We start from the raw sequence: 26,218 nt of genomic DNA, 5'->3' as shown, positions 1-26,218 counted from the left end.
GAGCCGATCCAACTCATAAATTCATCAGGGGGCGAACATAGATCTTAAAGACTAGCTAGCGGTAACACCAACCGAGCTACAACCAAATTACGATCTAAAATTTCCATAGACAGATTTCCCCCCATCAACCGCACCGCCCGCTGACAACTCAATAAAACTTGAAACATCGGCTGATTAAAATTAGCATCACCTAAAATATTCGGCGCAGACATACCATTGAAGATAGCAATTAATTGTGGATCGAACCCACCGCGATCGCTCACAGACAACTCCAGCAAATCGGCCGCGACAATCTGATAGCGAACCTCAATTTTTCCCCCAACGGACGATCGCCGACAAGCAGCCGCCAGCAATTCCCACAGCACCAAATCCAGCTTGATACTGTCCCCCCGAACGCCCAAAGTCTTACCCGGTGGTAGCGAAACCGAAGTCTCCCGGTTGACTTCCAACAAAATTTCTAACTGCTTAATCAGAGGAGCAGCCCGATCGAGCGATCGCTTCAACCAAGCACCCACCGGCACCGCATCCAATCCAAATTGCGGCCGCCACTGTTCCTGCTTCAAAACCAAATGAATCGACCCCAAAGCATTACCAATCTGACGCAAAACCTGCTGGTAGCGCAAACTTTTAAGAGCATCCTTTTGTTCTTTCCCAGACTGCAAAATCGACTGACTCAACTCCCCCAACTCCTTCACCCCCGTTCCCACAATCCGGTAAAACTCCTCAAAACGCCGCTGCTTATACCAATTGAGCAACTCCAGATCCGAGCGCTGCAACGAACACACAGACTGCACCGCCAAATACCGACGCCACCAAGCCAAATGAGAAGCCATCTGACCAAGTAAATTCACCGATAACTCCGACCACCGACGCCCCCCAGCATCCGCCACCAATAAGATACCCGTCGGCTCGTGTTCCGGCGCAGTCCGCAGCGCCACCGCCATCATCTCCCCAATACCCGGACTGCGCAGCCACCGCTTAGTGGCCAGCGGCAATTCACTCATACTGTGTTGCACCACCCCCCCAGCAGCGACAACTTGTTGAATCAAAAAATCAGTTTTGACGGGAATCGCTGCTTCGGGATTGAGGGCAAATACCGGATTCGCCGCCACCGTCACAATCAAAGCTTCCTCTTGGTGAGAATTCCAAGTAATTACCGCCACTAAAGGACACGAAACCGTCTGAGCAACGTATTGAGCAAAGTTGTACTCTAGTTTTTGTCGCGGCAAGTCTCGCAAAATCGGCGGTGATAAGGTCGATATCTGTTCGGGAGAGTATTCCAGGGGAGTTTCTAAAGCAGCTAAGCCTGATTTGAGTCCTCGGTAGAATTGTTGGTACTTATCCAGTTCCGAACTCTGCTGCCACTGGTGCAGAATCAGCCCTAGCTGTTGACTGACAACTTGAACTAATTCTCGCTCCGATCGACTCCAATTCCGAGTAGCACTGTGCCCGACAACCAACAAACCCTCTATCGAATGGGAATTTGGGATGGGAGATTGGAGATTCGAGTGTTCTGCTTGTACCCTCGAACTTCTGTCCTCCGACTTCTTACCCCGCGTGCTCAGCGCCAACAGCGAGCGTACACCCGCTTCTGTCAGCACTTCCCGCCAAGCCCCCAATCGCCCGTCTTCCTCCCAATTTTCAATGGCCACTGTTTCGACACCGTTCTCCAGCAGCCGCAAATCCACCAAGTCAAGAGCCTTAAGCGGTGATGGCACTGCTCTGCGGTGACGGGGCAGATTTTGGCACACAATTTCATACCGATCCAGTTCTTCCTCGTACAGCAGCAGCAGAAAGTATTCGCAGTTGAGCCGCCCACAAAGTTGAGCCGCCGTATTTTTCAGAGTCGTTTCCCAGTCAGCATCGCTGTAGATGGCGCGAGCTATGCCCGCTGTTAAATCTCGATCGATCTCCGTTTGCTGAATCCGCCCTTCCATCTCCGACAACGGCACCGTCAGAGCCACCAACTGCCCCACTCCCCGCAGGTAATTTTTTTCATGTTCTTGCCAAATCCGCGGTTCGCTCGCTTCCACAGCCAGAAATCCCAGCAATTCCCCCTCTAACACAATTGGTGCCGCCAGGAGCGATCGCGCCCGAATTTGCTGCATCAACCGCCCGGTAAGTTCGCTTTTGAGAGAACTATGGGATTCTCCGATCCACACGATTTGTTCCTTTGCCAAGGCCTGATAAAACCCTCCCAAGTCTTGGACAGTGATACCAGAAGCCGGTCGTTTGAGCCCGCCCAAACCCGGAGCCACTTGGCGATTGCTGACTCTCCGCCAAAAATAGCGCCGCTCTCGCTCGAACCAATAAACATTAGTCCTTGTCGGCTCGATAAATTCATGGCTGTGTTCGACTACTGTTTGCAAATATTGGTCTAGCGATCGCAATTCCCGCAATTGCGAAATCAGTGCGATCAGTGACTCATCGGGGCGCTTGGTCAAAGTGCGCTGCCAGTCTTTTTCTATTTGATAAAGAGCGGTTGCTAACGCTCCAAATACAATCGTCAGTTGCGTTTTTTCCGCCGACGAAAGCGAGCTTCCCCACTCATCGGAACCCAGCAAAATTACCCCATAACATCGGTCTTTATAACGCAGCGGAAACAAAACAGCCCCTTGAATATTGAAATTTTGAGCCCAGGAACGCCATTCTCCCGCTCTGTTTTCCTCCCGCAAATCCGGCACTACCACAGGCCGAAGCTGAATTACAACTTGTTCTAGCAAATCTCCCGGATTCAAAATAAATCGCTGTTTCAGAAAAGACAAGTCACCGTTAGGCGTCATTCCACCTTTGCCAAACAGTCTATGCCCAGCGCGATCGTACAATCCAATCCAAATTAATCGCCAGTCGAATTCTGTTTGCAAATATGAGAGAGTTGTCGCAAGCAGCACCTCAACATTCTCATCTTCTCGCAGAGTCTGGAGAACTCGCTCCAAATGTACAATTTGTTGGTCTGAATCCTTCGGTCTTTGCTGGTGGTTCATTTCCAAGCGCCCCTAAAACTTTGTCAAAATCAAAATTAAGAATTAAAATAAAATTCGCAAGACCATCCACTATAATCTAAATTGTCAAAATTATTTTTTCTTATTTAATTATCTAGGATAAGTCATTGGATATTTATCAATTTGGCCTGCGACCACTTTTGTTTTCCCTATTTAAAGCCGATGCCGAATGGCTACACAACCGCACCCTGCAAATTCTCGAATTAGCCGATCGCACCCAGTCCAACCCCGCAACCAGTCGAATTTTAGACCAATTCCACCAATCTTTTCGACTGCAAGATTCCCGCCTAGAACAATCACTTTGGGGACTGAACTTCCAAAACCCTGTTGGCTTAGCCGCCGGATTTGATAAAAATGGCGTAGCTGCTAACATCTGGACAAAATTTGGCTTTGGTTTTGCCGAACTCGGCACGGTTACTTGGCAACCACAGCCCGGAAACCCCCAGCCTCGCTTGTTTCGCTTGACAGACGACAGTGCAGCCCTCAATCGCATGGGATTTAACAATCAAGGCGCTCAAGCCATGGCTTCCCGCTTTCAGGCTGCATACAACAGGGGGAAATTAGACCACTCATACCCCAGCCCAGACTCCCCATTCCCCTTGGGGATTAATCTCGGTAAATCTAAGGTAACACCCTTAGAGCAGGCATCAACAGATTATTTGGAGAGTTTTAAGCTCTTGGTTGATTGGGGAGACTATTTTGTGGTGAATGTTTCTTCCCCCAATACTCCTGGATTGCGATCGCTCCAAGATGCCGCTCAGCTCAGCACAATATTAGACATTTTGCAACAACAAAATCAGGGCATTAAACCTATTTTAGTCAAGATTGCCCCTGATTTAGAATGGGAGGCGATCGAATCCATCCTCGACTTAGCAAAAACCTACCAACTAGCAGGAATTATCGCCACAAACACCACCATCCGCCGCGACGGATTGAAAACACAAACATTGCGAGAAACCGGCAAACCAATCAGCGAAGAATCCGGCGGCATTAGCGGCCTTCCCGTGCAGCAACGTTCAACAGAAGTAATCCGATTTATCTGGCAGCAAACAGCAGGAAAATTGCCCATAATTGGCGTTGGAGGCATTTTCACCGCCGACGACGCTTGGGAAAAAATTGCCGCCGGTGCAACTCTAATTCAAGTCTACACCGGTTGGGTTTATGAAGGCCCTTGGATGGTGCGCCGCATTCTCCAAGGATTGCTAAACAAGTTAGAAGAAAACGGATTTAATTCAATTTCTGAAGCCATTGGTTCTGGAAATATCAAGTAAATTTTATTTGATTGAACCTAAAAAAATCGCCTTTTTTTCTAGGGTTAAACGCTTGACTTTCGCCAGCCAATATTTTAAATGAAAATAGGTTGGGTAGAACGATAGGAGGTCTGTAGGGTGCGTCAGCTCGATTGCTTATGAGGCAAGGGAAACGCTGCGGGCTGACGCACCATACAATATTATACGCAACAAAGCAACAAATCCAGCTTGTTCAAAATGTTTATCATAGGCGAGTGCTTCTAATATATTTTGTTGTTGCATAATTTGAAATGATGTGCAATCTGTATGACTCCATGCTTGATCTAGTCGGCTATTATATAGCTCAAGTGCGTTTTTAAAGAGTTCATTTGTTTGACTGACTACTTCAATTTCAGGATTATCAAAGGAGTGATTGATAAAATTAACGGCTTTTTGTCTATAAAAAGCCCCCCTTCCTGAAAAGGCATTTAGTAATTCAGTAAATACCATTTCACTGGTAACAATGGGTACATTTTTTAGAGAAATTGTGAGATTTCGAGCTTTTTGATGTAGAGCATCATCGGGATTGAGTAAAGCAATCCAATAACCTGTATCAGCAAAAACTTTTCTCATTATTCTTCCTTGGGTGAGCCATACAAGTAGCTATCTAGATTTTTTGATAAGTCTATGGGTAGCTGTGCATTCTCTTCTGCTGGCGTTTCAGAATTAATTAGATCTATGAAATTCAAGAAAGATGGAAGATCGGAATTTTCTGAATTAGGGTTTTGAAAATCATTTTGAATTTTTCTGGATTTAATGAATAGCAAGAAATTCAAAAGTTCTGTCACTAAAGTATCAGGTGTTTGGGCAATCTCACGAATCAATAGTTCTCTTTCTGACATTGTTTTATCCTCCTTCGGAGGTTGCTTGGTTTCTATTTCATAGTTTATCTCAGATGGAAAACTTTTACAAGTATAGGGGAAAGAGGGGCGATCTCTTGCCCATAAAAATAGCTTTCCGGTTAGATAATTTTCAAGCTAGCATCCGGGCGTGAGCAATTTCTCTATCACCTATGAGACGGACTTGTGAACTAAAGAGTGAGATAATAGCTACTGTTTTCCCAGTCAAGGTAACAAATTCTACTTCATATCCTACGCCACCTTGATGTACTAAAACAACAGTGCCAATATCGCCTTGGCTTAAGTTTTGTTCTGGGATATCAATTGTTAAAACAACGCTATCAAGTTCTTGAATCATTTTCTTTTTTAATCTGGTGGATAGGCACTTACTAGCCGGGGAATGTCGCCTCCGGTTTCAATAAACCAAACAGAACGCACAAAGGGTTTTCTGCCATCTGCTGCTAGCATTTCTCCTTCAATAACGTACCGAGTACCAAAAGGAGACTCTTCAATTTTAGCTAATTCATGGTCAGCGGCATGACGCACCAAGGCAGTTGCCATGATTTCCCAAGCATCAACTGAAAAGCCAAACCGTAAAAAAAATTTTGCTTTGCTTTTTCCGTCGCGGTGGGTTAGTGAGAGCAGATATTCGGTAACTTTCTTTTCAGGAACGACTGCTCTTTCATAATTGGGCAGTTTCAAGCACTCTCTCCAAAGCTTACTCTTGTATATTAACCAGATTTGAGGCGAAAGGATTTAATTCAATTTCTGAAGCCATTGGTTCTGGAAATGTTGAATAAATTTAAAAAATCCACTTCAATCAAATGGGCTTTTTCATAAGGGTTGTCACTTTGGGAATCAACAATACTTCTTCTTGCTCTGGAGATAGTTCATGTTTGTATGCAATTTGAATTAGAAAAGATTGAGAAAACATTATTGTTTATTCATAAACTTCAATAGTACCAAGACCATGACATCGGTAACAACTTATTGTACGACCACCATGACAATAACTACAAGGCATCCATAATGTATCTCCATGAGGTACATCATGGTGATCTCTATGATATTCCCCTAAATGACTGCCACTGTAATATCCTCCCTGTCCATTACAGTGTGGACAAGGAGTATTACAACTGCCTCCACAAAGATTGCAAGTATGTCTTTTTAGTTGCATAATAATTACCAATCTCCCATATTATCTACAAGTCTAATCATCCATATTATACCTGCTGTTCCAGTTAAGTGTGCTGCCATAGAGACAGCTTTAGCAAAACTACCTGCTCTAGTTGGGCGGTAAATAGTTTCATGAGTTTCACAAGAATATTGCCAATGTCTAATATGTTCTTTATGCCAACAACCAATACATCTCAAATAAGCATCATCACCTATTTGTAATTTACCACCACAGTTGCTATGATACCATTGAGAAGGATAACCACCTAAACCGCCTTTAGCAATACAAGCAGGACAAGGTATTTTTAAATCGTAATAAATAGCCATATTACCTCAGTAATTAAATTGATTAAATTAGATTAGATTAGAAACAATATTTTTTGCTTCTAATCTACAAATAAAGTTGCTCAAAAACTGATATATATATATTTACCAATCAGTACCCATGTTTTTTATAAGTGTACCAAACCAGATAATGCCTCCTACATCAGCTAATTGTCCAGCTACAGAAATAGCTTTAGCAAAATGAGCAGCCGTTGTAGAACGATATTCAAGCTCATGATTGGTACAAGCAAATCGCCAGTTTCTAATGTGATCTGAATGACCAGAATAGCACTTTAAATAAGCATCGTCACCAATTTGTAATCGAGAACCACAGTTATCATGTTGCCAATAAAAAGCAGTGGTATATTTACCATCTTTTAAACAGGCAGGACAAGGTGCATATAAATCGTAGTAAGTAGCCATATTTTATCCTCAAAAATTGATGTTACAAAAAGATTTAGATATCTCCAAAAAAGCTAAAAACTATTATTGGAAAATAACAATATTTCAATTTTGGAGATTGTTGTTATTGTCGTTACAAGTGTTTAACGCTGATTGTGAAAACGGGATTGCCATTCTTTAACAAAACGGTTAAACCAAGACGTTTGTTGTGATGCTTCCGCAATTTTTGCTAATCGTTCTAATCCTTGATTTAAAGAACCTCTTTGGTGCTGGTGCAAAATCGCTTTTTCATCAGGATTACGGCGGAAATGATCATATAATTTTTCGATCTCATCCATTCCTTGAGTCATCCATCCAATAGCATCTTGCATCCATTTAGGTATGAGTTTCTGAGAATTAGGCTGTTGATTAGGCTGAGAAGACTGAATGTTTTCTCCATAAGATTGAGGATATGAAGACAGATTCCGATTAGGATCAACATAACCCTGCTGATTTTGTTGGTCACGTGATTCTGTCTGTTGTAGTGAATAACGGGCAACTTCTTCTGGCGGAAGTTCTGGTAAACCTAACCTTTCCATTTGTTCACCAAGAATACAATTAATCGTCCCAATCGCATATTCATCTACCAATGTTAAAGGTAATTGCATTTGTTCTCGTCCTCCTAACCAACAGAGAAAATCCGTTAAGAAGTGATGGGTAATTTGAGCACCACGAACAGTAGAAACTGCATACCAGAAACATTTAATTTGAAGATCAACTTCGGCTTGAGCGTGAAATACTGTCACCTGAATTTGATCTCGATCCCGATGACGATCTATCTCTGATCGAATAGCAGAACGTTGGGGAGAGCGTTGATCTACTAAATATTCTAAACGTTCCATCGCACATAAAACCCTTTCCCAAGTATCATCAGCCCCTTGTAATTCGCCTTGATAGGGATTTGGCGGTGCTGGTTCTGGTCCTCTAGGTTGTTGATGATCCTGTTGCTGTTGAGATTTTTTCCCTTTTCCATCTCGGTAAGTCATAGTAAACTCCTAAATTTATTGATGATTGGATTGATTTGTGACTGAATTAGACTTAGTTTCTTTGAGTAATTGAACTACTTGTTTAAAACCCGCAGACATTTGATCTTGAAACTCTAAACTAGCCCTGATTGAACGTCTTAGACATTCTTCACATACATAAATCACCTCCCCACTATTTAAACCTGTCACCGATTTGGCTAATTCTCTGTAGTCATTTTCATCAGAAAAGAAATTGCCTAATTTAGAACGGATAATTAATTCGCATTCTTCAAAAGTTGGGATAGGCATTTTCAGTACATGACTAAAGACAGAAGGTTCTAATAAAATCGGTGGTAAATCTTCTTGATTGCGGGTAGTAGCCACAATAAAAATGTTGTCATAAAGCCGATTTCGCCGAATTTCATCAACTAATTCCTCCGCAAATAATAAACTTTCAATGGTTTGTTGCATTTGTACTGCAAAAACAGTATCAATCTTGTCAATCAAAAGAATTGAGGGAGAAGATAAACGAACTTTACGAAATATGTCCGCTAAAGTTTGTCCCTGACGATGATAATTCTGATTAACAAAATCTAAGGCTCTAACGGTAATACATTGCAGATTTAATTTTTTCGCTACAGCGAGAATTAAAGTCTTTTTCCCTGAGCGAGATGAGCCTTCTAATAAAATACCCGGAGGAGCATTTAATCCCAAATTTTTTAAGCGAATTGGGTCTGCTAAAGAAGGTTCAATTAGACTTTGTAACTGTTCTTTAATTGAAGTCAACCCAATAATTTCATCCCAACCTAAAGGTTCAGATTGAATAGGCAAGTCTCTTAAATTAGTAGGTTGTAACTCTTTAAAAGCATTCAAAAAATCATCATTAGTAATCGAGCTTTCACCTATTTTGTGATAATGACCATCTTCCGAAAGTTCATGTGTACGACGGAGACAACGCATCGCTGATTCCTTCGCTAATCCTGCTAAATCTGCACCCGTATAACCTGTGGTTTTACTTGCCCAATACTTTAAGTTCACATCCTCAGCTAACTGCATTTTTCGAGTGTGAACTTTGAGAATTTCTAATCTATCTTCTTCATTAGGTAAATTAACCTCAATTTCACGATCAAATCTACCCGGTCTTCTTAAAGCAGGGTCTAAAGCATGAGGACGATTTGTAGCCGCAATAACAACTACATTGCCTCGATTATCTAAACCATCCATTAAACAAAGTAATTGAGCCACAATTTTAACTTCATACTCCATTGCAAAAGAATCTCGTTTACCTCCAATCGCATCAATTTCATCAATAAAAATAATAGCAGGAGAATTTTGACGAGCTTTTTCAAAAACCTCTCTTATTTTGCGTTCAGCTTCTCCAGTAAACTTAGACATTACTTCAGGTCCATTAATAATGTAAAAATGGGCATTGATGGACTGAGCAATAGTTCTTGCTAGTAAAGTCTTACCATTTCCCGGATGTCCGTGTAAAAGAACTCCTTTAGGTGGTTCAATACCCATTGCTAAGAATATATCGGGGTTTTCTATCGGTAATTGAACCATCTCTCGTAACTGAATAATTTGTTTTTTTAGTCCTCCCACATTATTTTCAAAAGAGATTGATTGCTCCTCAGTTTTAATAGATAACCCTCTAAAAAAAATCGTAGTTTTTTGATTACATTTGACTGGACAATTATCAGGTTGTACTCTAACAACATGACAAAGAATAGAATGCACAACTCCAGACAACCGCAAGGGAATAATAAACCGAGTTTCTGGAGCTAGAAGTAAATCACTACCTAAAATTTTATTTTTAAGAATTTCTAAGTCTTGCTGAGTTTGAATTTTAGCAAAAGAATCACCAATAATCTCTAATTCTAAGTTAATAATTGATTGAATTTCTGAGATTTTTACCTCTTTGATTTCGACTGTATCACCTTCATTAAGTAAACAAGTTGCCATTAGTGATTTTTCCAGTTTTACTCTTGATATTCCGTTGTTTGATGTTGATATATCATCATCATTTGAATCATCATACCAAGCACGAGCATAAACTTTAGTGTTGTTATTATGGTTGAGTATCTCAATATAAACTGGTTGATTTTCATCAACTTCGTAAAGTTTATAATTGAGTTTAGGAATCATAGCAAGATTAAGCCCTTGATGATCAGATTCATAAACAGATACTTTTCCTTCCATAAATTTTTCCTCGATAATTAGTTAAGATAGCTTAAAAATTGAGACATCCAATTCATACTAGAATAAGGAACAATTTCACCCGCAAAAGACACAGCAGAAGATTTATCTAGCCTTTTACCGATAGCTATTTCTGAAAGATGATTATTATCAGCAATGTACCAATCTAATACAAAGCGACTAAATTTACAGTAAGGACAAAAAATATGTGCATTGTTGCCTATTTGAAGATTGTTGTTACATTTTTGATGTTTCCACTGTACGGGTTGAGAACTTCCAGAATTAGGCTTTATAGCAACTAAATTGTAGTATTCTGTATTGTTATTTTTGCCTAAAACAATTCCACTTAAATTTTGATTTTGCAATAATTTCTGTTGAGTTAGTTCTAATTTTTCTGTTAAGCGAACAACTTCTGAAGCTTTACGTTGATCTCCTAAAGCTAAATATACTTTACCCAATTCAATTAAGAAATCTAAATCATCTTTAGAAAGATAAACATTAGAAATCAAATTTTCATTGATCGCAATTTCTGGGTGTAAATTTTTCTGATCACACCAGCTTTTTAATGCTGATTTAACATCATTTAAAGCTTCTTGTTTAAAGTTGATTTCAGCAAACATCACTGCTGAATCAAGCAATAAAAAAGGCTCAATATCTGGTTCATTTTCGCCAAGAAGCTGATAATAAGAACGAAAATGTTGGGCTAATAGTTTTAATCTTTCTCGATCTTGAATATTGTATTTCTGTAACCGAGGACGTTTATGCTCTGGATTTTGAACTAAATGATAAACATCACCTAAAAGACCCACAGAAACAACCGCTTCTTGAGCAACTAAATCTTGTAATTCAAGGAGTTCATTCTTATTGTTTTCTGGTTGTAATAATGGAACATCAAAACACCCAATTGAATCTTTTATATATAACCCTTGAGTCCCCGGTAAAATGTTCCAATGAGTTATTTGCAGATGCACTCTTTTCCTTTGTTGAATAACACCCCATACGATAATAATAGGAAGCTCATTTAAGTCGGAATAAAGAATATCTAAATCTTTATCTCTACGTCTTAAAGGACGCTTAAAATAGCCATCTTTGGGAATAAGTCCTTCTAACCATCTTGCTTCTTGAAAGCCTATATAATTAGCTGTTTGATAGTCAATAAACCCACCCTCATCATTGCCTCTATCTGGAATAGTATCATCATGAAAAGGTGCAATTAACATTATAGGCATTCCATGATTTTGATATTGCGACTTAAGGGTATTAGTATCATTGATAGGGCTATCAAAAGGATGATCTTTTTCCCATTGATCTAATTGTTTTGATTGACGATTAATAGTAGCAGTAACAATTTGAGTTTTAATATTGTTCTCAAATCTAATATTTTCTAAAACTTTTGTATATTCATGACCCATCATCTGTTCAACTAAGCGATAGGCATGATTATTTTTTGCTAAAATGCTTTGATTTTTTAGGTCTAAATACGCCCTATAAGTTGTCATCTCTCGGTCAAAGTTTCGGCGTTTTTCAGCTTCATCTTTCTGATTAACAATATTTAAAATATTATTACCTAAAGTAAAAGCTCCATAAGTTAAGGCTAGAGTTAAAGGATCGTATCCCATTTTTAAATTACTCCATTTTCGCGTAGTAAAATTGTTAAGTTCAAGTTAATCAATTACCTAAATTAATCAGAAGAATAATTATCATTACCTCGACCATAATCACTGTAATCACAATCGTAATCACAGCTAGATTCTTGGTAATCTATTCCTTCCGGTTGTGGGTCACTATAGCAATCTGTAGATTGATAATTATTATCAGGTTGAACTAAATATTGAGAATAGTCATTATAGCCATAGCGATCGCCCTGATCTATGTTATAGCTAGAGTTATAGCTAGACTCATCAATATTACCATAATAGTCATCAATAGCCTTACGATCGCCATTATTGTCGTCTAGGTTATGGGATGTGTTTACATCTGTATGATCATGTGTATGATCGTGATGTCCAGAATCCTGTGAAGTATTCCCATCTTGCGAATCATCGGGATTAAGCAACATGGGAGTTAAGGGAATTGGGGAAAACATGGTTCAAATTCCTCTCCTTGTAAACATCTAAAATAGTTGAGGTGGGGGGTGGGGCTTAAATTTACAAAAATCTACAAATAGAACGATAAGACACGGGCGGTAAAAGATCCTCCTTATTCTTATTATCGATTTTCCCCTACATACTAAATCTTGTCAAGCCAGATAAAGCCATGTTTAGTAGTTTTTTTCCCTCCCAACTAGGTCATAAAAAGTCATATTTAGGTGGTCAAGTTTTAAAAAGTTATGCCTACTTAGGTTACAATCAGGTCAAACACTCGCATCTGACTAACCGATGGACGTTGAAGAAGCTTTAGAATTTGTAGACCATCTAGCTTTGACTACTACGGGAAAACACTTAGATAGTCTGCAAAAAGCTATACTACGTGGCGCTTGGAACAATCAAAAATATAAGGAAATTGCACAGCATCACAACCGTTCAGAGAAATACATTAAAGAAGTTGGCTTTAAATTATGGAAACTTCTATCAGTTGCATTAGGTGAGGAACAAGTATGTAAAGCAAATTTTAGAGCAAAGCTGGAAAATTTACAAGTTTCTAATGTCTCACTCGTCGGGAATGGCTGTATCCATATTGGCAACATCTCTGCTGAAAGTTTGCACTCCCCAGAAGCCTCACAATCTGAACCGCAAGACAAGGATAAATTTCACGAAAAAACAAGCAATTCCGAACCTAAAATACATTTAGACTTATCCGACGCACCAGAACCCAACCTATTCTATAACCGCACATCCGAACTCACCACCCTCGAAAACTGGATTTTGGGCCGCACCCGCCTCATCACCATCTTAGGCTTATCCGGTATTGGCAAAACCGCCCTTACACTCCAACTAATCCCACAAATTCAACACGAATTCGATCGCATCATCTGGCGAACTCTCCGCAACTCTCCACCGCTGGCATCACTCCAAACCGACTTAATTCAATCCTGTAGGGGCGGTGCCCCCGTGCCCGCCCCCTCCGTGCCAGCCCCCGAAGAAAGGGCAACCACGGGGGGATTGCCCCTACTAGAATATTTACGATCGCACCGCTGTCTGATCATCCTCGATGATATCCAAACAATCTTCAGCAGCCAACAACTCGCCGGAAATTACCAACCACGCTATGAAAATTACGGCGCATTCTTTAAACAAATAGCAGAATCATCCCACAACAGTTGCCTAATCCTCCTGAGTTGGGAAAAACCCAGAGAAATCGCCGCCTTAGAAGGCGAAAACCGCCCCTGTAAATCCCTGCAACTCAACGGTTTAGGCCCCGAAGCACAAGAAATATTCAGAGAAAAAGGTTTAGCAGAACCGGAGAAATGGTCAGAACTAATCGACCTTTACCGAGGCAATCCCTTATGGTTAAATATAGTTGCAACTATGATTCAAGACTTATTCGGCGGCAGCGTTTCTGAATTCCTCTCCTATGATACCCTATTCTTAGGTGACTTAGAATCACTATTGGAGCAGCAGTGCGATCGCCTAACCGCATCAGAACAAAAAGTTATGGGTTGGCTAGCAAGTACATCCGAACCAGCCGACATCTCAAAAATACCAGAAAACCTGCAACTATCACCGCCAGAAGTATTGAAAGTCATCCAATCTTTAGGGCGCAGGTCATTAGTTGAAACAGTAAAACGAAATGGGCGATCGCACTTCACAATCTTGCCAGTAATCAGAGAATATATAATCAACAAAACCAGAAACAAAAACTGATAAAATTATCAATCTTAATCGGGTCAGCAGAAACCAGGTTTTTTACGAAAATATCGAACTGCGGAATCCCCTCTCCCTCTAATTGCTAATTGCTAATCCCAAAGCACTAATTTGAGCTTGCGCCTTCTGAAGCGACTCCAGCCATTCCCTTTCAGGATCACTATCAGCCACAATACCCGCACCCACCTGCCCCCAAACAGTTCCCCCCGAATTACCATCACTTTTTGGCGCATATAAAAGAGTACGAATCAAAATATTTAAATCCAAATTACCCCGCCAGTCCAAATAACCACAGGAACCATAAAACAAACTACGTTTCACTGGTTCCAACTCTTCAATGATTTCCAGACAACGCACCTTCGGACAACCCGTAATCGTACCCCCCGGAAATACTGCTCGAATTAAGTCGATCGCATCACAATCTGCTCTTAATTTACCAATCACATTACTAACCAGGTGCATCACATGACTATAGCGCTCAACCGTCAGAAACTCATTAACTTGTACAGACCCCCATTCACACACTCTCCCGATATCATTACGCTCTAAATCCACCAGCATAATATGTTCGGCTATTTCCTTAACATTCTCCACTAAATCCTGTGCTAACTGGTCATCTTGAATAGAAGTTAAACCCCGTGGGCGCGTTCCTGCGATCGGTCGAGTATCAACTTTATTACCTGATAATTGCACAAGTCTCTCCGGCGAACAACTAACGATATCACCCCAAGGAGTTTGCCAATAACTCGCAAAAGGAGAAGGATTAATCTGCTGCAAAGCGCGATAGATAGACCAACTGTCACAATCCGTACTAGCTTCAAACCTTACCGACAAATTAGCTTGAAAAATATCACCAGCCTCAATATATCTTTGAGCAGTTTTTACTATTTTCTCATACTCATTTTTAGACAATCCTAAATTATAAATACCATGATTATTTGGATATTTAGCTGAGTTTTCATATATTTTGGTTTCTGCTATTTGCTCTAGACAATGCTCCATAACATCAAGTTCATAATTTTCACTTGCCGCTAACCAGAGACATTGTTCTTGATGATCTAAGACAGCAAAAGATGCTGGTTCATACCAACAACTAACGGGGAAAGGCAGCGGATCGGGATTAATTTGGGGTAGTTGCTCAATTTCCCATGCTAAATCATAACCAAGCCATCCCAACCAACCCCCACTAAAAGGAATCGACGGCGGCACATTCAATTCTAAATTTTGCTTTTGATTATGGAGAAGCACCCGTAAAAAAGGTAAAATTTCACCTACAGGCGGTGTCCATAGTTGAGATTGACCATCAATTATCCGGGGAGAACCAGCACAAATAGAATATCGTGCCAAGCTACTCGTAGATGTAACTGGACTTTCTAGTAAAACCGCCATATCTTGATGCGGTAAATCCGAGATTGAGTCTGTAGAGTCTGCGGTTTTACTAATCAGAAATAAAGCCTGAAAAATCTCCGAGCCACTGCGTTGATTTAGGGGAAGTTTTCGCCAATGCCAAGGTTTTATTGATGTCATAATTATGGTGCTAATATACTTACATGATTTTATTGGTTACTTAGGGTTTGCTGAATAATAGATCGCAAAGTAAGAGTAGGAGCGATCGATATATTCAAGCTCGATTTAATATAAGTCTTTTGTGTCTTAATCCACTCCAATTATAAGGGGAGATTATCTTCAACCCAAAAACAGGTGTTCTGTTTCCAAATAGACATAAAAACACACAAAAAACCCGGCGCCACCAGGTAGCAAGGTTCATGACCAAAAAAGTAATTGCAATAAAAGTCTAAGGCTGGGAGGAGAGCAAGCTCAGCTTTCTTGTACACGATCGCAGGTGGTGATGCACGGGTTTCGATCTATTTTACCTGTTTTTTTTGCATTTAACTCTCGATCGCACCATGGCATAACCTTTCGCTACGTCAAGTGCGATCGATATATTCAGCAAGCCCTAGGTAAATAATGACCCAAATGCTTCGCCCAAACCCCACAGGTAAGAGGATTTTATCAAACTATTTTAGATGATGTCAATTGCCAAGTATCTATTCCGGATTCCATCACCCGTAGGGGCGAAGCATTTGGGCGAAAAATCCTATATGGCCTAGGTGAATAATGGCCCAAATGCTTCGCCCAAACCCACAGGTAAACCACGATGGGGAATTCTGAATCGGGATTTTTGCTTGGGGCCAGGCGTTGCATTCGGGCACCATACTTTGCGTATCCTTCATCGATTGTCTTCCGAATGCTTCTCCCCTACATATCTGCGTCAAATGTCAAGGCTTTTCCCCTCACATTTGTATCCAATTTCCCATTCTCAAAAACCACTTTTCCTCCCACAACTGTCACCACAGGCCAGCCAGTCAAATTCCAACCTTCAAAGGGACTCCAGCCACATTTACTCGCCATTTCTTCTCGCACAACCGGGCGATAATTCTCTAAATCTACTAATACCAAATCCGCATCAAAACCAGAGGCTATTTTACCCTTATTCGGAATCTTATAAGCCTTAGCAACTGCCGTTGACATCCAATTAGCAACTTGAGCAACTGTACACCTTCCCTTCATAGCTTCGGTCAGCATCAAAGGCAAAGAAGTTTCAACACCGGGCATTCCTGACGGTGTATTTGGATAAGTTTGAGCTTTTTCGGCTAAGGTGTGTGGCGCGTGATCCGTGGCGATAAAATCAATTACGCCGTCGAGTAAAGCTTGCCAAAGTATTTCATTATCACGGGGCTCGCGAAGTGGCGGATTCATTTGAGCTAAACTACCAATGGTTTCATAGGCGCTGCTATTTAACAACAAATGCTGTGGTGTCACTTCTGCTGTCACCCAACTCGGTTTTTCTTGGCGCAAAAACTCCGCTTCTTCTCCGGTAGATAGATGCAGAATATGCAGACGGCGCTGATATTTCTGAGAAAGTTTCACAGCTAGCTGAGTAGCTAACAAAGCAGCTTGATTGTCTTGAATTTGTGAATGAATAGCCACATCAGAAATCCCCGCAAATTCCTGACGACGCTGATTAATTCTAGCTTGGTCTTCGGCGTGTACAGCAATTAGCCGATCGCCCTTAGCAAAAATCGCCTCTAACACTGCTGCGTCATCCATCAATAAGTCGCCGTGCATCGAACCCATGAAAACTTTAATTCCAGATGTTGGATTGGCGCTCAATAAATCGGGTAAAATTTCAGCCGTTGCTCCAATAAAAAAGCCATAATTCACCAAACACTTCTCGGCGGCGCGGCGCAATTTATCATCTAAAGCAGCTTGAGTGGTGGTCAGAGGTCGCGTATTCGGCATTTCCAAAAACGAGGTAACACCCCCTTTAGCGCAAGCACAGCTAGCCGTAAACAAATCTTCCTTGTGTTCCAAACCCGGTTCGCGGAAGTGTACCTGGGGGTCAATTACTCCCGGTAACAAAGTTAAACCGCTCGCGTCTATTTCTCGATCGCCCGATGCGACAATTTCAGCAGCAACTCCGACTATTTTGCCATCGCAGATTTGCACGTCCCCTAGCAAAAACTCACCATTGGGCAAAAGAATACGAGCGTGGCGGATCAACAAACTTGATGTGGGAGCCATAAGATACAATTAATTGAGTAAACAGCTTGCTAGCTGGGAAACATTTTATACTTAAAATAGTTGACTGAATACTAAGAAACATAAATTTACTTAAAAAATATTAGTTGTTTAGTTCTTTGATTCTAATTGTTGATATTAGTAAATTTATACTGTAAAATTATTGAATAATCCCTGTCTATTGACGGACAGGGAGTGTCAAAATTGGTATCCAGCTCAGTCACTACAATACTCTATGACTCGTTTAGACAAGTCAGGCGACGAAAAACCACCCCAGGACACCGAAAACCCTTGGATAGAAGGAATTAAGACCATCGGTTTAGCAGCAGTCTTAGCCTTTGGCATCCGCACTCTGGTTGCCGAAGCTCGTTACATTCCCACAGGTTCGATGCTCCCCACTTTGCAAATTAACGATCGCTTAATTATCGATAAGGTGAGCTATCGATTTCAAGATCCTCACCGAGGAGATATTATCGTATTTACACCTCCAGACTCGGCCAGCTTGTGTACGGGACAGCCACCGCCGATCAAAGATGCCTATATCAAGCGAGTAATTGGACTTCCAGGAGACAGCGTGGAAGTCAGAGAGGGAAAAGTTTATATCAACAAGCAGCCCCTACAGGAAAAATATATTGAAGAAATTCCCCATTATCCCTATGGGCCCGCAGTAGTACCTCAAAACTCTTACTTGGTGCTGGGGGACAACCGCAACCAAAGCTGCGACAGTCACTATTGGGGCTATGTACCCAAGCCCAATATTATTGGTAGGGCAATTGTGCGTTTTTGGCCTCTCAATCGCACAGGTTCCATCGACTCTTCGCCCCTTTATCCCCCTACAAATTAGCCAACTCCGAGTTAGATTAAATGCCCGATTTCCTAAAAAATTAGGGCATTTAAGCTGACTGACTGGAACCCCCTTCAAATCTCAAATCCGATGCAGTTTCTCGATCGAGAACTTTCACAACTTTATTATAAATTTCCTCTGCCTCTTGGGAAGAATTGCCAATACTTGTCAATCCCAATTTACCATATTCCGACAAACAACCCATTAAATGAAACACCGTACCAGTTTCAGTACCGCTGTCAAAGTGTAGTTGATTATCCGCAATAATATCCATCAAATCATTCGGCAACAACCCCCGATACCGCTCTTTTTTTAAATTATCAGAAGCCACATAATATTTCGGACGGCCCTGCTGACTATAAAATGCACCCGTAGCACCCTCATAACGACCATTTGTTAACAGCTTCAGCGCCATAAAAGGATGAGTTGTGCCACCTTTTCGTAAGTTAATTTCAATTGCTTGAATATCCCATAGACCGTCATCTTGCCGCACAGCCACATAATCTATGCCAAATTGCTCTAAAGCACCTTTTTCTGCCAAGTTACGCCCGATTTTTCTGCCGAATTCTTGCAACGCTATGCGATAGGATTCGTCCGCCGGAAATCGGCAACCCAAGAAAATTTGACCGTCTGGACCTCCTAAAATCTGGTCATGGGTTGAAAGAATTTCTACTTCGCCACTGGGTACAATTCTGCCTTGAACGCTTGGCGATCGCTTTTCTTTTCCTTCGATAAATGCTTCGGCAATCGCCCCTAGTTCGGGGATGCGACTGCTGAAATTTTCCCAATTTTCTCCCGCTGCTTGAAAGCGCAAATTAGGGAAACAATCCTGGATTACTTTTGCTTTTTCCGCAAGTGCTGTAGGAGCGATGGATTTCAGTTCTAAAATCGCATTTCCCTCCCCAGAAAAGCCCTCATTTAGCTTAATTACGATTCTTTGTAAATGGGGCTGGCGTTCCCACAGTTGAGCTGCTGCTGCTGCTAAATCTGCCGCATTCCAAACTAGCTCAGAACCGTCAGGATAAGGCACACCAGCTTCTTCAAAAATTTGTCTGCTACCACTTTTTGTTCCCCAGTAGAGCAAATCTGGATCGCTTGCCCACAAAGGAATTCCCAACTTTACAGATAACTCCCGCTCTAAGGGGGTGGAGTTGTAACAAACCATATAAGATTGCCTCGGCCGCACGGAAGAGCGAATCCGTTGCATCAACCGGGGGCGTTCTAAGATTTTCTGGGTGAGGGATTTGGGAGAAGCATCGTAAGTAGAGAATAGCAAAAGCCGATCGCGCGCGTGTGAAAAAGGAATTCCGGGGAGTAATTGCAAGTAATAATCAACGATCATTGGATGCAGTGGCTCGGAAGTAATATAAATCAGGCGCGTGCGAGGATTTCGCAGACGAATCAACGAAAACAAATGCCGTTCTTCGTAGTGGTAAGCACCTGGAACCTTCTGCATTTCTTGCCGATCTAAACTGATAGAAGGAATGACGATGATGTCACAATCTCCGCCGTCGAATTCTTCGTTTTTGTGCCAATTTTCCCGCAATTCATTCTGAAGATTACGAAATTGCTGGCCATATTCTGACGCAACATCTTTTAACTCTTGCATAGGTTTGATTCCGCTAATCTATATAACTATTTATGTCTATTGATACTGTCGAAATCCTAGGCGGAACGCCGCACTCTAAAAAGTCTAGCGTTCGCTAATACAGGCTCTAACCGCAGTTGATTTCGCTTCAATGCCGATCGCAATTTTTCCGAAGGCCGAAACACCAGGGGAGCCGAATATTTGTTCAGCATCTCCAGGTCTGGTGACTGACTCATTAACATCAGCCGCACGTCTTTGTCAAGCAAATAGCTCATAGAAAGCAAATCGCCCATATTCGTAAAATCGTTGCCGCGATCGCTAATTACAATTGTATCTTTGATTGACCGATTAGCGATCGCCTCTTGATTAATCTTCTGGGCGACTTCAGCATTAAAATAGCTCACGTCTTTGCTCCACCAAGTATCAGCAAAAGCGCTAACAACGCAAGATACTATACTTGCCGTAAATACCCCAGCTAAAATGAATTCCCAGAACCGCTGTCGATTTTTGACGCTATTTGCGAGGAAATAAGCCACCACTAGCTGCACTCCCGGAAAGCAGGAAATCAGATAACGACTCACAGCAGAACGTTTACCGCCGATGATTATATCCGGCAAGGCTAACATCAAAAAAGGAACAAAAATTGATAGTAAAATAAATAACCTATGGGCACTGCTGGTGCGGTGAAATATTTGGTAAATACCTGCTACAATTATAATCAAAAATGGCAGCCGAGCCAGAAAAGTCCAAATACTATAAAAACCGAACTCTAAGTCAAAAAATAGCGCCGTAAAACTCAAAATCCACAATTTGACCAAATAAAGTAATCCGGGAGCAACTCGCGTCCAATCTGTAGTATCTGAAGCTCTTTGCAGATTACTTACTAGGACGTAAATCCAAGGAGCATAAAGAATCAAGCCGCCTATTACTGACAAGAAAAAATGCGAATTAATTACATGACCTCGCAATTTGGTCTTGGCAAAAAACAGGCAGTAACACAGGACAAATATGCCCTGTGCAATTAGTGTTAAGATGAAAAAAGGATGGGTGTATAAACCAAGAGCGATCGACAATCCATATAACACCCAATTTTTCCAACGCTGCAACCGCAAGGCTCTCAGCAGCAGCAAACTACTGCCAATAACTGTTACTGTCAGTAAACTATACTGCCTTGCGGTCTGAGCAAATAAGATATCAAAGGGAGATAAGGCTAACAGCGCTGTCGCTAATAACGACGTTAAACGTGAGGCAAAAAGTTCTTGAGCTAAAGCGTACATTAAAGGCAGGGACAGCAAACTTAATAGTGCTGGTAAAGTACGGGATGCTGTCAGAGAACTGCCAAATTCCTCCATCCAAAGGCGAGCCATCAGAAAGTATAAAGGCGGATGCTGTGGGTCTTCTAGTGCTAAAGAATGGATTGTGTCTGCTGCTGTACTTCCTGGTTTAATGCGCTGATATTTTTGTAATTCCGGCGCGGGAACAATCCGGTTTTGGAATAGTTCGTCGTCGATTTCTTGTCTGGTGAAACCAGCAGCCCGCAGCGAGGTGTAGGCTTCGTCGTGCCAGTAAAGTTTGCGATCGAGCTCAAAGCCTCGAAATCCGATGCCTAGTAAAATAGCGATCGCCAATAAGCCCAGCAGCCACCGGGAATTAGTGCGATCGACAGATTGGTCTTGACGTATTGTAGATGCCATGCTAGCGGTTGATTAACCTTCTCATTTTCTTGTAGGGGCCGCAAAGAGTGGCTACCCCAGAACTTCAAACGCCCACAAATCATCTATGGGCTCGGCGGGCACTGACAGACACCGCCCCTACAGATTTTCCTGAGAATGAAACAGCCCTGGCTGCTGCCGGACTTCAGCAAAATCAAGAATCGTGAATCAAATCTTCCCAGAACCTCCCCACCCCCAAAATAACTGCTAACATACGTGTTGTACAGTTAATCAACAAGCTCCGCAAGGGCCCTACCTGTGTACCGCAAATGGCAAAAAAAGATACGTCTACAAAAATTACTGAAAGCCCCGAAAAGCAAAAAGCCCTGACTGCGGTACTATCCCAGATCGAGCGCAGCTTTGGCAAAGGGGCGATCGTCCGATTGGGAGACGCCACTCGCATGAGGGTAGAAACCATTCCCAGCGGAGCCCTGACACTTGACATCGCCTTGGGTGGCGGTTTGCCAAAAGGCCGAGTCATTGAAATCTATGGCCCAGAAAGTTCCGGTAAAACCACTCTAGCGCTACACGCGATCGCCGAAGTCCAAAAATCCGGCGGTATCGCCGCCTTCGTCGATGCCGAACACGCCCTAGATCCCACCTACGCCTCAGCCTTGGGTGTCGATATTGAAAATCTCCTAGTTTCCCAACCCGATACCGGAGAGATGGGGCTAGAAATAGTCGATCAACTCGTCCGTTCCGTCGCCGTCGATATCGTAGTTATTGACTCCGTAGCAGCCCTAGTCCCCCGCGCCGAAATTGAAGGCGACATGGGCGACTCCCACATGGGTTTGCAAGCCCGGTTGATGAGCCAAGCTTTGCGAAAAATCACCGGCAACATCGGCAAATCCGGCTGTACCGTTATTTTCCTCAACCAATTGCGCCAAAAAATCGGCGTCACTTACGGCAATCCCGAAACTACAACAGGGGGTAACGCTCTCAAATTCTACGCCAGCGTGCGACTCGATATTCGGCGGATTCAAACCTTGAAAAAAGGCACAGAAGAGTACGGGAACCGCACCAAAGTTAAAGTTGCTAAAAATAAAGTTGCTCCACCCTTCCGCATTGCCGAATTTGACATTGTATTTGGCAAAGGCATTTCTACTTTAGGCTGTTTGACAGACTTGGCCGACGAAATGGGAGTAATTACGAAAAAAGGTTCTTGGTATAGCTACAACGGCGATAACATTGCTCAAGGACGAGACAAAGTAATCCAACACATGGAGAAAAATATCGATTTCAAAAATGAAATTGAGAAATTAGTGAGAGAAAAACTTGCTACTGGTGCTGTGGTTTCTGCTAATTCTGTCGCTCCTGTGGACGATGAGGATCTAGAAGATCTAGAAGATATGGAAGATGTTGAAGATTTGGAAGAAATCTAAATCTTTTAACTGTGAGTACAGCAGCTCCCGCGATACCTGGTACTCCAGGTTAGCGGTGAGTAGTTCACTATTCTGCTGTTAGAGCCCTGATTTGTTAAACAAGTCGGGGATCTTGTTTTGGTGTGTCTCCAGGACTCTTTTCAACTGATTGATTGCAGGGGCTAATTATTTGCACTGATTGACGGGGCTTGTATCCCATTTTCTTGGTCAAAAAACCAAAGAAGAAGAATTTCTCAGAAAACTCAGCAATTCTCGATTCACCGTTTGCGGAACTTCTTGCTGAATCCAGTGGCCACAATTCGGCACTAACTTTAGCTTAAATGGAGCAGTAATTAATCTATCTAAACCTTCCACAAGTTTCTGGCTCAAAAACGCATCCTCTTCTCCCCAAAGCACCAAAGTAGGAACATTCACCGTTTCCCATGGATGCCCCAAATTCCACAGCCTCTGCGGATGAAACATCTGCCGATAATAATTCACAGCAGCCCCCAATACTCCCGGCTTTTCCAAAGCTGTCTGATAAATCTTAGTTTCTTCAGCGCTAAAAGAGCCTTTGCGAATAGCTTGTCCTTGAAACACATTTTGCACAAAATCTTTCAAGTTTTGCTGAATCAACCATTCGGGAATACCAGGAACCTGAAAAGCAAAAACATACCAACTGCGGCGGAGTTGATCTAAGTTACTCGCCATTTCTTGCACGAAGCGTTGCGGGTGAGGAGCGTTTAAAATTGCCAAACGGTTGAGCTTTTCGGGGAATTTTTGAGCTAAATGCCACGCGATCACCCCTCCCCAATCATGACCGACAATGTGAGCTTTTGTATAGCCGAGGCGATCGATCAAACCGCGAATATCTGCACTCAGCGTATCCAAATCATAGCCACTTGCTGGCTTGTCCGAATCGTTGTAGCCGCGCAAATCCGGGACTACCACCTTGAAATGACGAGCCAAGGCAGGAATTTGGTGACGCCAAGAATACCAAAACTCTGGAAACCCGTGTAAGAGCAAGACAAGTTCGCCTTCACCTTGGGAAACGCAGTGCAAGCGGATTTTGTTGGTTTCGACAAAGATATGCTGTTGTTCGGAATCTAAAAATTTCATATTGTGGAAGTTATACTTACCTTTTGGTTATACAAGCACCCCAAACGGGCTGCCTACTCCAGCAACCTACTGGTTTTAATTTTTCTTCTTTCATTGTAGCCGATCGCACTTAATGTGTAAAATTTTCCTGCTATGATTGATTTTTTTTAACAGCGGCTGAGGCGATTTAATAACAGCACAATTTCATCGATCGCCGATCGCACTTTGGCAGTAGACAGATCCGATTGATTCACCATAATGCTAAACACCAGCGGCTCGTAATTCGGAACTTCCACATATCCCGACAGCGCTGCAACGGAGTTCAAAGTTCCAGTTTTTGCTTGCAAAATGACTCGATTTGGTGTAGTAAAACGATTTTTCAAAGTTCCGCTCTCCCCAGCCACAGGTAAAGACGCACGGTAAACAGAGCCCAAAGGTGAATTCGCCATTAATCTCAAAGTTTGCACCAAGGCTTCTGGACTAATTAAATTGTGGCGAGACAATCCAGAACCATCAACTAATATATAGCTATCGGGATTTACCCCTAATTGAGTTAAAGTTGTTTTTAACTCTTTCAAACCAACTTCCATTGTATCCTCTTGTGGCACAGGCATCTTACCTGTAGATTTCCCCAACAATCTCAATAAAACCTCTGCATAAACATTGTTACTTTCCCGATTAGTTTCTTTCACCAATTCTGCCATTGGTGGCGATTCAATAGTTGCTAACTTTTGATTTAAATTGCGAGAATTAGATGCCACTAAAGCCTGTTTAACCGCAATTCCTTCCGCCTCCAGAGATTGCTGAAACTGTTGCAAAAAATGATGAGCAGGATGCACCACTGCCACGTAAGCCGATTCAGACTCTGCACCAAATCTCAACTGTCCGCGAACTTGCACCATAGGTTGCCCGAAATCTCTGCCAACCTCAATAAATTCTGATTCATTTTGTCCGACTGTCACAGACTTATTCTCAATTTGCCACTGATTTGTCAGCTTTGGTTGGGCAAAAGTAACTTTCAGTGGTTGCCCGATCGCCTGGGGTGATAAAATTAGCTCGATCGCATTTTGATTGAACATTAAACTATTAATCGGTGCTCCGTAGCCAGCTTGGGCATCTTCCCATTCCCAATTCGGATGGACTGCATTACCTTGAAAATAGCTGTCATCGCCAATCAATTCGTTAACTCGACTAATTCCCCGCCGCTTCAACTGCTGAGCCAAATCTTGCAACTGAGCCTCCGCAAGACTCGGATCGCCCCTACCTGCAATATATAAATTACCATTTTCACCGCTGTAAACCGAGGTCTCGATCCGAAAATTAGCACCCAGTTTTTGTAAAGCAGCGGCGGTGGTTAATAGCTTGACATTTGATGCTGGAATAAAGTATTTTTGAGCATCACGACTGTAGAGAGTCGTAGTAGAAGATAGGGGTTGAATCAAAATGCCCCAGCGCGATCGACTAAATTCTGCACGATTGGCGATCGCATCTATTTTTGCACCTAAATCTACCGCACAAATATTCCCAGAAACTGCTGGAATTTGCGCCACAACCGCCGATGAAGTAGCCAGCAGCGTTAATAAACCAATCACAATTCCTGGGATGCTCATGAATAATAAAGATGAATTCTCGGATTGAAAAGCGCTTTGACAGGTTTTCCCTCCTGGAGGTGCTCTTCCACAATCCGGGGCACATCGCTGACTTTAACTCGAAAATACCAAATTTCGTCTGGCGTTACTCGCACCGTCGGGCCAGTGTTACACTGTCCCTGACAACCGCTAGCCTCCACCTTAACTCCTGAAACCGGGTGGGCTTCAAAAGCAGCTAGCACGGAGGCTGAACCATTTCTCAGACAAGATTGATGCTGACAAACTAATACACAGCGCTCTTCTGGTGGGGATTCTGGTTTTTTAGCGTCGGATTCTAGCATTGATCGGGATCGGTTTTTAATATATCTTAACAATTTTGAAAGCGATCGACCAATTTTAGATTTTAGAT

23 protein-coding genes and 1 pseudogene are annotated in these 26,218 nt (G+C 42.2%); 5 read left to right on the top strand and 19 right to left on the bottom strand.

Annotation, left to right across the window (positions count from 1 at the left end; translation table 11 throughout):
- Positions 1–44 precede the first annotated feature (44 nt).
- Complete coding sequence (locus P2A85_RS24950; protein ID WP_377476041.1) at positions 45–2,984, bottom strand: GAF domain-containing protein; 2,940 nt, start codon at positions 2,982–2,984, stop codon at positions 45–47.
- Positions 2,985–3,109: 125 nt separating this feature from the next.
- Between P2A85_RS24950 and P2A85_RS24945 the strand changes: the two genes are divergently transcribed.
- Complete coding sequence (locus P2A85_RS24945; RefSeq protein WP_377476040.1) at positions 3,110–4,273, top strand: quinone-dependent dihydroorotate dehydrogenase; 1,164 nt, start codon at positions 3,110–3,112, stop codon at positions 4,271–4,273.
- A gap of 135 nt (positions 4,274–4,408) precedes the next feature.
- Here P2A85_RS24945 and P2A85_RS24940 read toward each other — a convergent pair whose 3' ends face one another.
- From P2A85_RS24940 to P2A85_RS24895, 10 genes are all read right to left on the bottom strand, one after another.
- Positions 4,409–4,864: a type II toxin-antitoxin system VapC family toxin gene (locus P2A85_RS24940; RefSeq protein WP_377476039.1), complete on the bottom strand. Its 456-nt coding sequence runs from the start codon at positions 4,862–4,864 to the stop codon at positions 4,409–4,411.
- Entirely contained in the window at positions 4,864–5,133 is a 270-nt protein-coding gene (locus tag P2A85_RS24935; RefSeq protein ID WP_377476038.1) for a hypothetical protein, read from the bottom strand. Before P2A85_RS24935 ends, P2A85_RS24940 begins: the two co-directional genes overlap by 1 nt.
- Before the next feature lie 130 nt (positions 5,134–5,263).
- Positions 5,264–5,488, bottom strand: coding sequence for a DUF4926 domain-containing protein (locus tag P2A85_RS24930; protein ID WP_096829690.1), 225 nt, complete (start codon positions 5,486–5,488; stop codon positions 5,264–5,266).
- An 8-nt stretch (positions 5,489–5,496) separates the two neighbouring features.
- The gene (locus P2A85_RS24925; RefSeq protein ID WP_377476037.1) at positions 5,497–5,832 is read right to left on the bottom strand and encodes a DUF6883 domain-containing protein; all 336 of its coding nucleotides are present in this window, start codon (positions 5,830–5,832) and stop codon (positions 5,497–5,499) included.
- A gap of 480 nt (positions 5,833–6,312) precedes the next feature.
- Positions 6,313–6,633 (bottom strand): hypothetical protein, encoded by a 321-nt coding sequence (locus P2A85_RS24920; protein WP_377476036.1) that lies wholly within the window; start codon positions 6,631–6,633, stop codon positions 6,313–6,315.
- 102 nt (positions 6,634–6,735) lie between these two features.
- Positions 6,736–7,053, bottom strand: a complete 318-nt coding sequence (locus tag P2A85_RS24915) for a hypothetical protein (protein WP_377476035.1) — start codon at positions 7,051–7,053, stop codon at positions 6,736–6,738.
- 122 nt (positions 7,054–7,175) lie between these two features.
- Positions 7,176–8,057 (bottom strand): hypothetical protein, encoded by an 882-nt coding sequence (locus tag P2A85_RS24910; protein WP_377476033.1) that lies wholly within the window; start codon positions 8,055–8,057, stop codon positions 7,176–7,178.
- Between the two features lie 15 nt (positions 8,058–8,072).
- Positions 8,073–10,235, bottom strand: coding sequence for an AAA family ATPase (locus tag P2A85_RS24905; protein WP_377476032.1), 2,163 nt, complete (start codon positions 10,233–10,235; stop codon positions 8,073–8,075).
- Positions 10,236–10,252: 17 nt separating this feature from the next.
- Complete coding sequence (locus P2A85_RS24900) at positions 10,253–11,851, bottom strand: hypothetical protein (RefSeq protein ID WP_377476031.1); 1,599 nt, start codon at positions 11,849–11,851, stop codon at positions 10,253–10,255.
- Positions 11,852–11,913: 62 nt separating this feature from the next.
- The gene (locus P2A85_RS24895; protein ID WP_377476030.1) at positions 11,914–12,318 is read right to left on the bottom strand and encodes a hypothetical protein; all 405 of its coding nucleotides are present in this window, start codon (positions 12,316–12,318) and stop codon (positions 11,914–11,916) included.
- A 292-nt stretch (positions 12,319–12,610) separates the two neighbouring features.
- Here P2A85_RS24895 and P2A85_RS24890 point away from each other — a divergent pair, with 292 nt between their 5' ends.
- Positions 12,611–14,035: an NB-ARC domain-containing protein gene (locus P2A85_RS24890; RefSeq protein ID WP_377476029.1), complete on the top strand. Its 1,425-nt coding sequence runs from the start codon at positions 12,611–12,613 to the stop codon at positions 14,033–14,035.
- 78 nt (positions 14,036–14,113) lie between these two features.
- Here the strand turns inward: P2A85_RS24890 and P2A85_RS24885 are convergent, their stop codons facing one another.
- From P2A85_RS24885 to P2A85_RS24875, 3 genes and pseudogenes are all read right to left on the bottom strand, one after another.
- Positions 14,114–15,562: an anthranilate synthase component I gene (locus P2A85_RS24885; protein WP_377476028.1), complete on the bottom strand. Its 1,449-nt coding sequence runs from the start codon at positions 15,560–15,562 to the stop codon at positions 14,114–14,116.
- Positions 15,563–15,656: 94 nt separating this feature from the next.
- A pseudogene (locus P2A85_RS24880) lies at positions 15,657–15,830 on the bottom strand (IS5/IS1182 family transposase); the annotation flags it as partial.
- A 464-nt stretch (positions 15,831–16,294) separates the two neighbouring features.
- Complete coding sequence (locus P2A85_RS24875; RefSeq protein WP_377476027.1) at positions 16,295–17,620, bottom strand: dihydroorotase; 1,326 nt, start codon at positions 17,618–17,620, stop codon at positions 16,295–16,297.
- A gap of 232 nt (positions 17,621–17,852) precedes the next feature.
- Here P2A85_RS24875 and lepB point away from each other — a divergent pair, with 232 nt between their 5' ends.
- A complete protein-coding gene (gene lepB / locus P2A85_RS24870) occupies positions 17,853–18,461 on the top strand; it encodes a signal peptidase I (protein ID WP_341730439.1) in 609 nt (202 codons plus the stop codon).
- Positions 18,462–18,510: 49 nt separating this feature from the next.
- On the opposite strand, the gene P2A85_RS24865 is transcribed toward lepB, so the two are convergent.
- Positions 18,511–20,070 (bottom strand): peptide ligase PGM1-related protein, encoded by a 1,560-nt coding sequence (locus P2A85_RS24865; RefSeq protein WP_377476026.1) that lies wholly within the window; start codon positions 20,068–20,070, stop codon positions 18,511–18,513.
- A 56-nt stretch (positions 20,071–20,126) separates the two neighbouring features.
- On the bottom strand, positions 20,127–21,743 hold the full coding sequence (locus tag P2A85_RS24860; protein WP_377476025.1) for a glycosyltransferase family 39 protein: 1,617 nt from the start codon (positions 21,741–21,743) through the stop codon (positions 20,127–20,129).
- Between the two features lie 47 nt (positions 21,744–21,790).
- Between P2A85_RS24860 and P2A85_RS24855 the strand changes: the two genes are divergently transcribed.
- The gene (locus P2A85_RS24855) at positions 21,791–21,928 is read left to right on the top strand and encodes a hypothetical protein (RefSeq protein ID WP_377476023.1); all 138 of its coding nucleotides are present in this window, start codon (positions 21,791–21,793) and stop codon (positions 21,926–21,928) included.
- A gap of 102 nt (positions 21,929–22,030) precedes the next feature.
- Positions 22,031–23,143, top strand: coding sequence for a recombinase RecA (gene recA / locus P2A85_RS24850; protein ID WP_340517957.1), 1,113 nt, complete (start codon positions 22,031–22,033; stop codon positions 23,141–23,143).
- A gap of 207 nt (positions 23,144–23,350) precedes the next feature.
- Here the strand turns inward: recA and P2A85_RS24845 are convergent, their stop codons facing one another.
- From P2A85_RS24845 to P2A85_RS24835, 3 genes are all read right to left on the bottom strand, one after another.
- Positions 23,351–24,241 carry an alpha/beta fold hydrolase gene (locus P2A85_RS24845; RefSeq protein WP_377476021.1) on the bottom strand — a complete coding sequence of 297 codons (891 nt, stop codon included), beginning with the start codon at positions 24,239–24,241 and terminating at the stop codon, positions 23,351–23,353.
- Between the two features lie 146 nt (positions 24,242–24,387).
- Positions 24,388–25,830: a D-alanyl-D-alanine carboxypeptidase/D-alanyl-D-alanine-endopeptidase gene (gene dacB, locus P2A85_RS24840; RefSeq protein ID WP_377476020.1), complete on the bottom strand. Its 1,443-nt coding sequence runs from the start codon at positions 25,828–25,830 to the stop codon at positions 24,388–24,390.
- On the bottom strand, positions 25,827–26,150 hold the full coding sequence (locus P2A85_RS24835) for a ferredoxin (protein ID WP_377476018.1): 324 nt from the start codon (positions 26,148–26,150) through the stop codon (positions 25,827–25,829). Before P2A85_RS24835 ends, dacB begins: the two co-directional genes overlap by 4 nt.
- Between the last annotated feature and the right edge of the window lie 68 nt (positions 26,151–26,218).

The sequence above is a fragment of the Microcoleus anatoxicus genome, from assembly GCF_042465725.1.
Classification (GTDB): Bacteria; Cyanobacteriota; Cyanobacteriia; order Cyanobacteriales; family Microcoleaceae; genus Microcoleus; species Microcoleus anatoxicus.
This window is presented reverse-complemented; position numbering and strand designations above follow the sequence as displayed.

What these genes read in the sequence shown, in the direction of transcription:
- P2A85_RS24890 (WP_377476029.1), top strand. Translation starts at nt 12,611, where the DNA reads ATGGACGTTGAAGAAGCTTTAGAATTTGTAGACCATCTAGCTTTGACT.
- P2A85_RS24930 (WP_096829690.1), bottom strand. Translation starts at nt 5,488, where the DNA reads ATGATTCAAGAACTTGATAGCGTTGTTTTAACAATTGATATCCCAGAA.
- recA (WP_340517957.1), top strand. Translation starts at nt 22,031, where the DNA reads ATGGCAAAAAAAGATACGTCTACAAAAATTACTGAAAGCCCCGAAAAG.
- P2A85_RS24920 (WP_377476036.1), bottom strand. Translation starts at nt 6,633, where the DNA reads ATGGCTATTTATTACGATTTAAAAATACCTTGTCCTGCTTGTATTGCT.
- P2A85_RS24835 (WP_377476018.1), bottom strand. Translation starts at nt 26,150, where the DNA reads ATGCTAGAATCCGACGCTAAAAAACCAGAATCCCCACCAGAAGAGCGC.
- P2A85_RS24940 (WP_377476039.1), bottom strand. Translation starts at nt 4,864, where the DNA reads ATGAGAAAAGTTTTTGCTGATACAGGTTATTGGATTGCTTTACTCAAT.
- P2A85_RS24950 (WP_377476041.1), bottom strand. Translation starts at nt 2,984, where the DNA reads ATGAACCACCAGCAAAGACCGAAGGATTCAGACCAACAAATTGTACAT.
- P2A85_RS24845 (WP_377476021.1), bottom strand. Translation starts at nt 24,241, where the DNA reads ATGAAATTTTTAGATTCCGAACAACAGCATATCTTTGTCGAAACCAAC.
- P2A85_RS24900 (WP_377476031.1), bottom strand. Translation starts at nt 11,851, where the DNA reads ATGGGATACGATCCTTTAACTCTAGCCTTAACTTATGGAGCTTTTACT.
- P2A85_RS24865 (WP_377476026.1), bottom strand. Translation starts at nt 20,070, where the DNA reads ATGCAAGAGTTAAAAGATGTTGCGTCAGAATATGGCCAGCAATTTCGT.
- P2A85_RS24935 (WP_377476038.1), bottom strand. Translation starts at nt 5,133, where the DNA reads ATGTCAGAAAGAGAACTATTGATTCGTGAGATTGCCCAAACACCTGAT.
- dacB (WP_377476020.1), bottom strand. Translation starts at nt 25,830, where the DNA reads ATGAGCATCCCAGGAATTGTGATTGGTTTATTAACGCTGCTGGCTACT.
- P2A85_RS24860 (WP_377476025.1), bottom strand. Translation starts at nt 21,743, where the DNA reads ATGGCATCTACAATACGTCAAGACCAATCTGTCGATCGCACTAATTCC.
- P2A85_RS24895 (WP_377476030.1), bottom strand. Translation starts at nt 12,318, where the DNA reads ATGTTTTCCCCAATTCCCTTAACTCCCATGTTGCTTAATCCCGATGAT.
- P2A85_RS24885 (WP_377476028.1), bottom strand. Translation starts at nt 15,562, where the DNA reads ATGACATCAATAAAACCTTGGCATTGGCGAAAACTTCCCCTAAATCAA.
- lepB (WP_341730439.1), top strand. Translation starts at nt 17,853, where the DNA reads ATGACTCGTTTAGACAAGTCAGGCGACGAAAAACCACCCCAGGACACC.
- P2A85_RS24875 (WP_377476027.1), bottom strand. Translation starts at nt 17,620, where the DNA reads ATGGCTCCCACATCAAGTTTGTTGATCCGCCACGCTCGTATTCTTTTG.
- P2A85_RS24910 (WP_377476033.1), bottom strand. Translation starts at nt 8,057, where the DNA reads ATGACTTACCGAGATGGAAAAGGGAAAAAATCTCAACAGCAACAGGAT.
- P2A85_RS24915 (WP_377476035.1), bottom strand. Translation starts at nt 7,053, where the DNA reads ATGGCTACTTACTACGATTTATATGCACCTTGTCCTGCCTGTTTAAAA.
- P2A85_RS24905 (WP_377476032.1), bottom strand. Translation starts at nt 10,235, where the DNA reads ATGGAAGGAAAAGTATCTGTTTATGAATCTGATCATCAAGGGCTTAAT.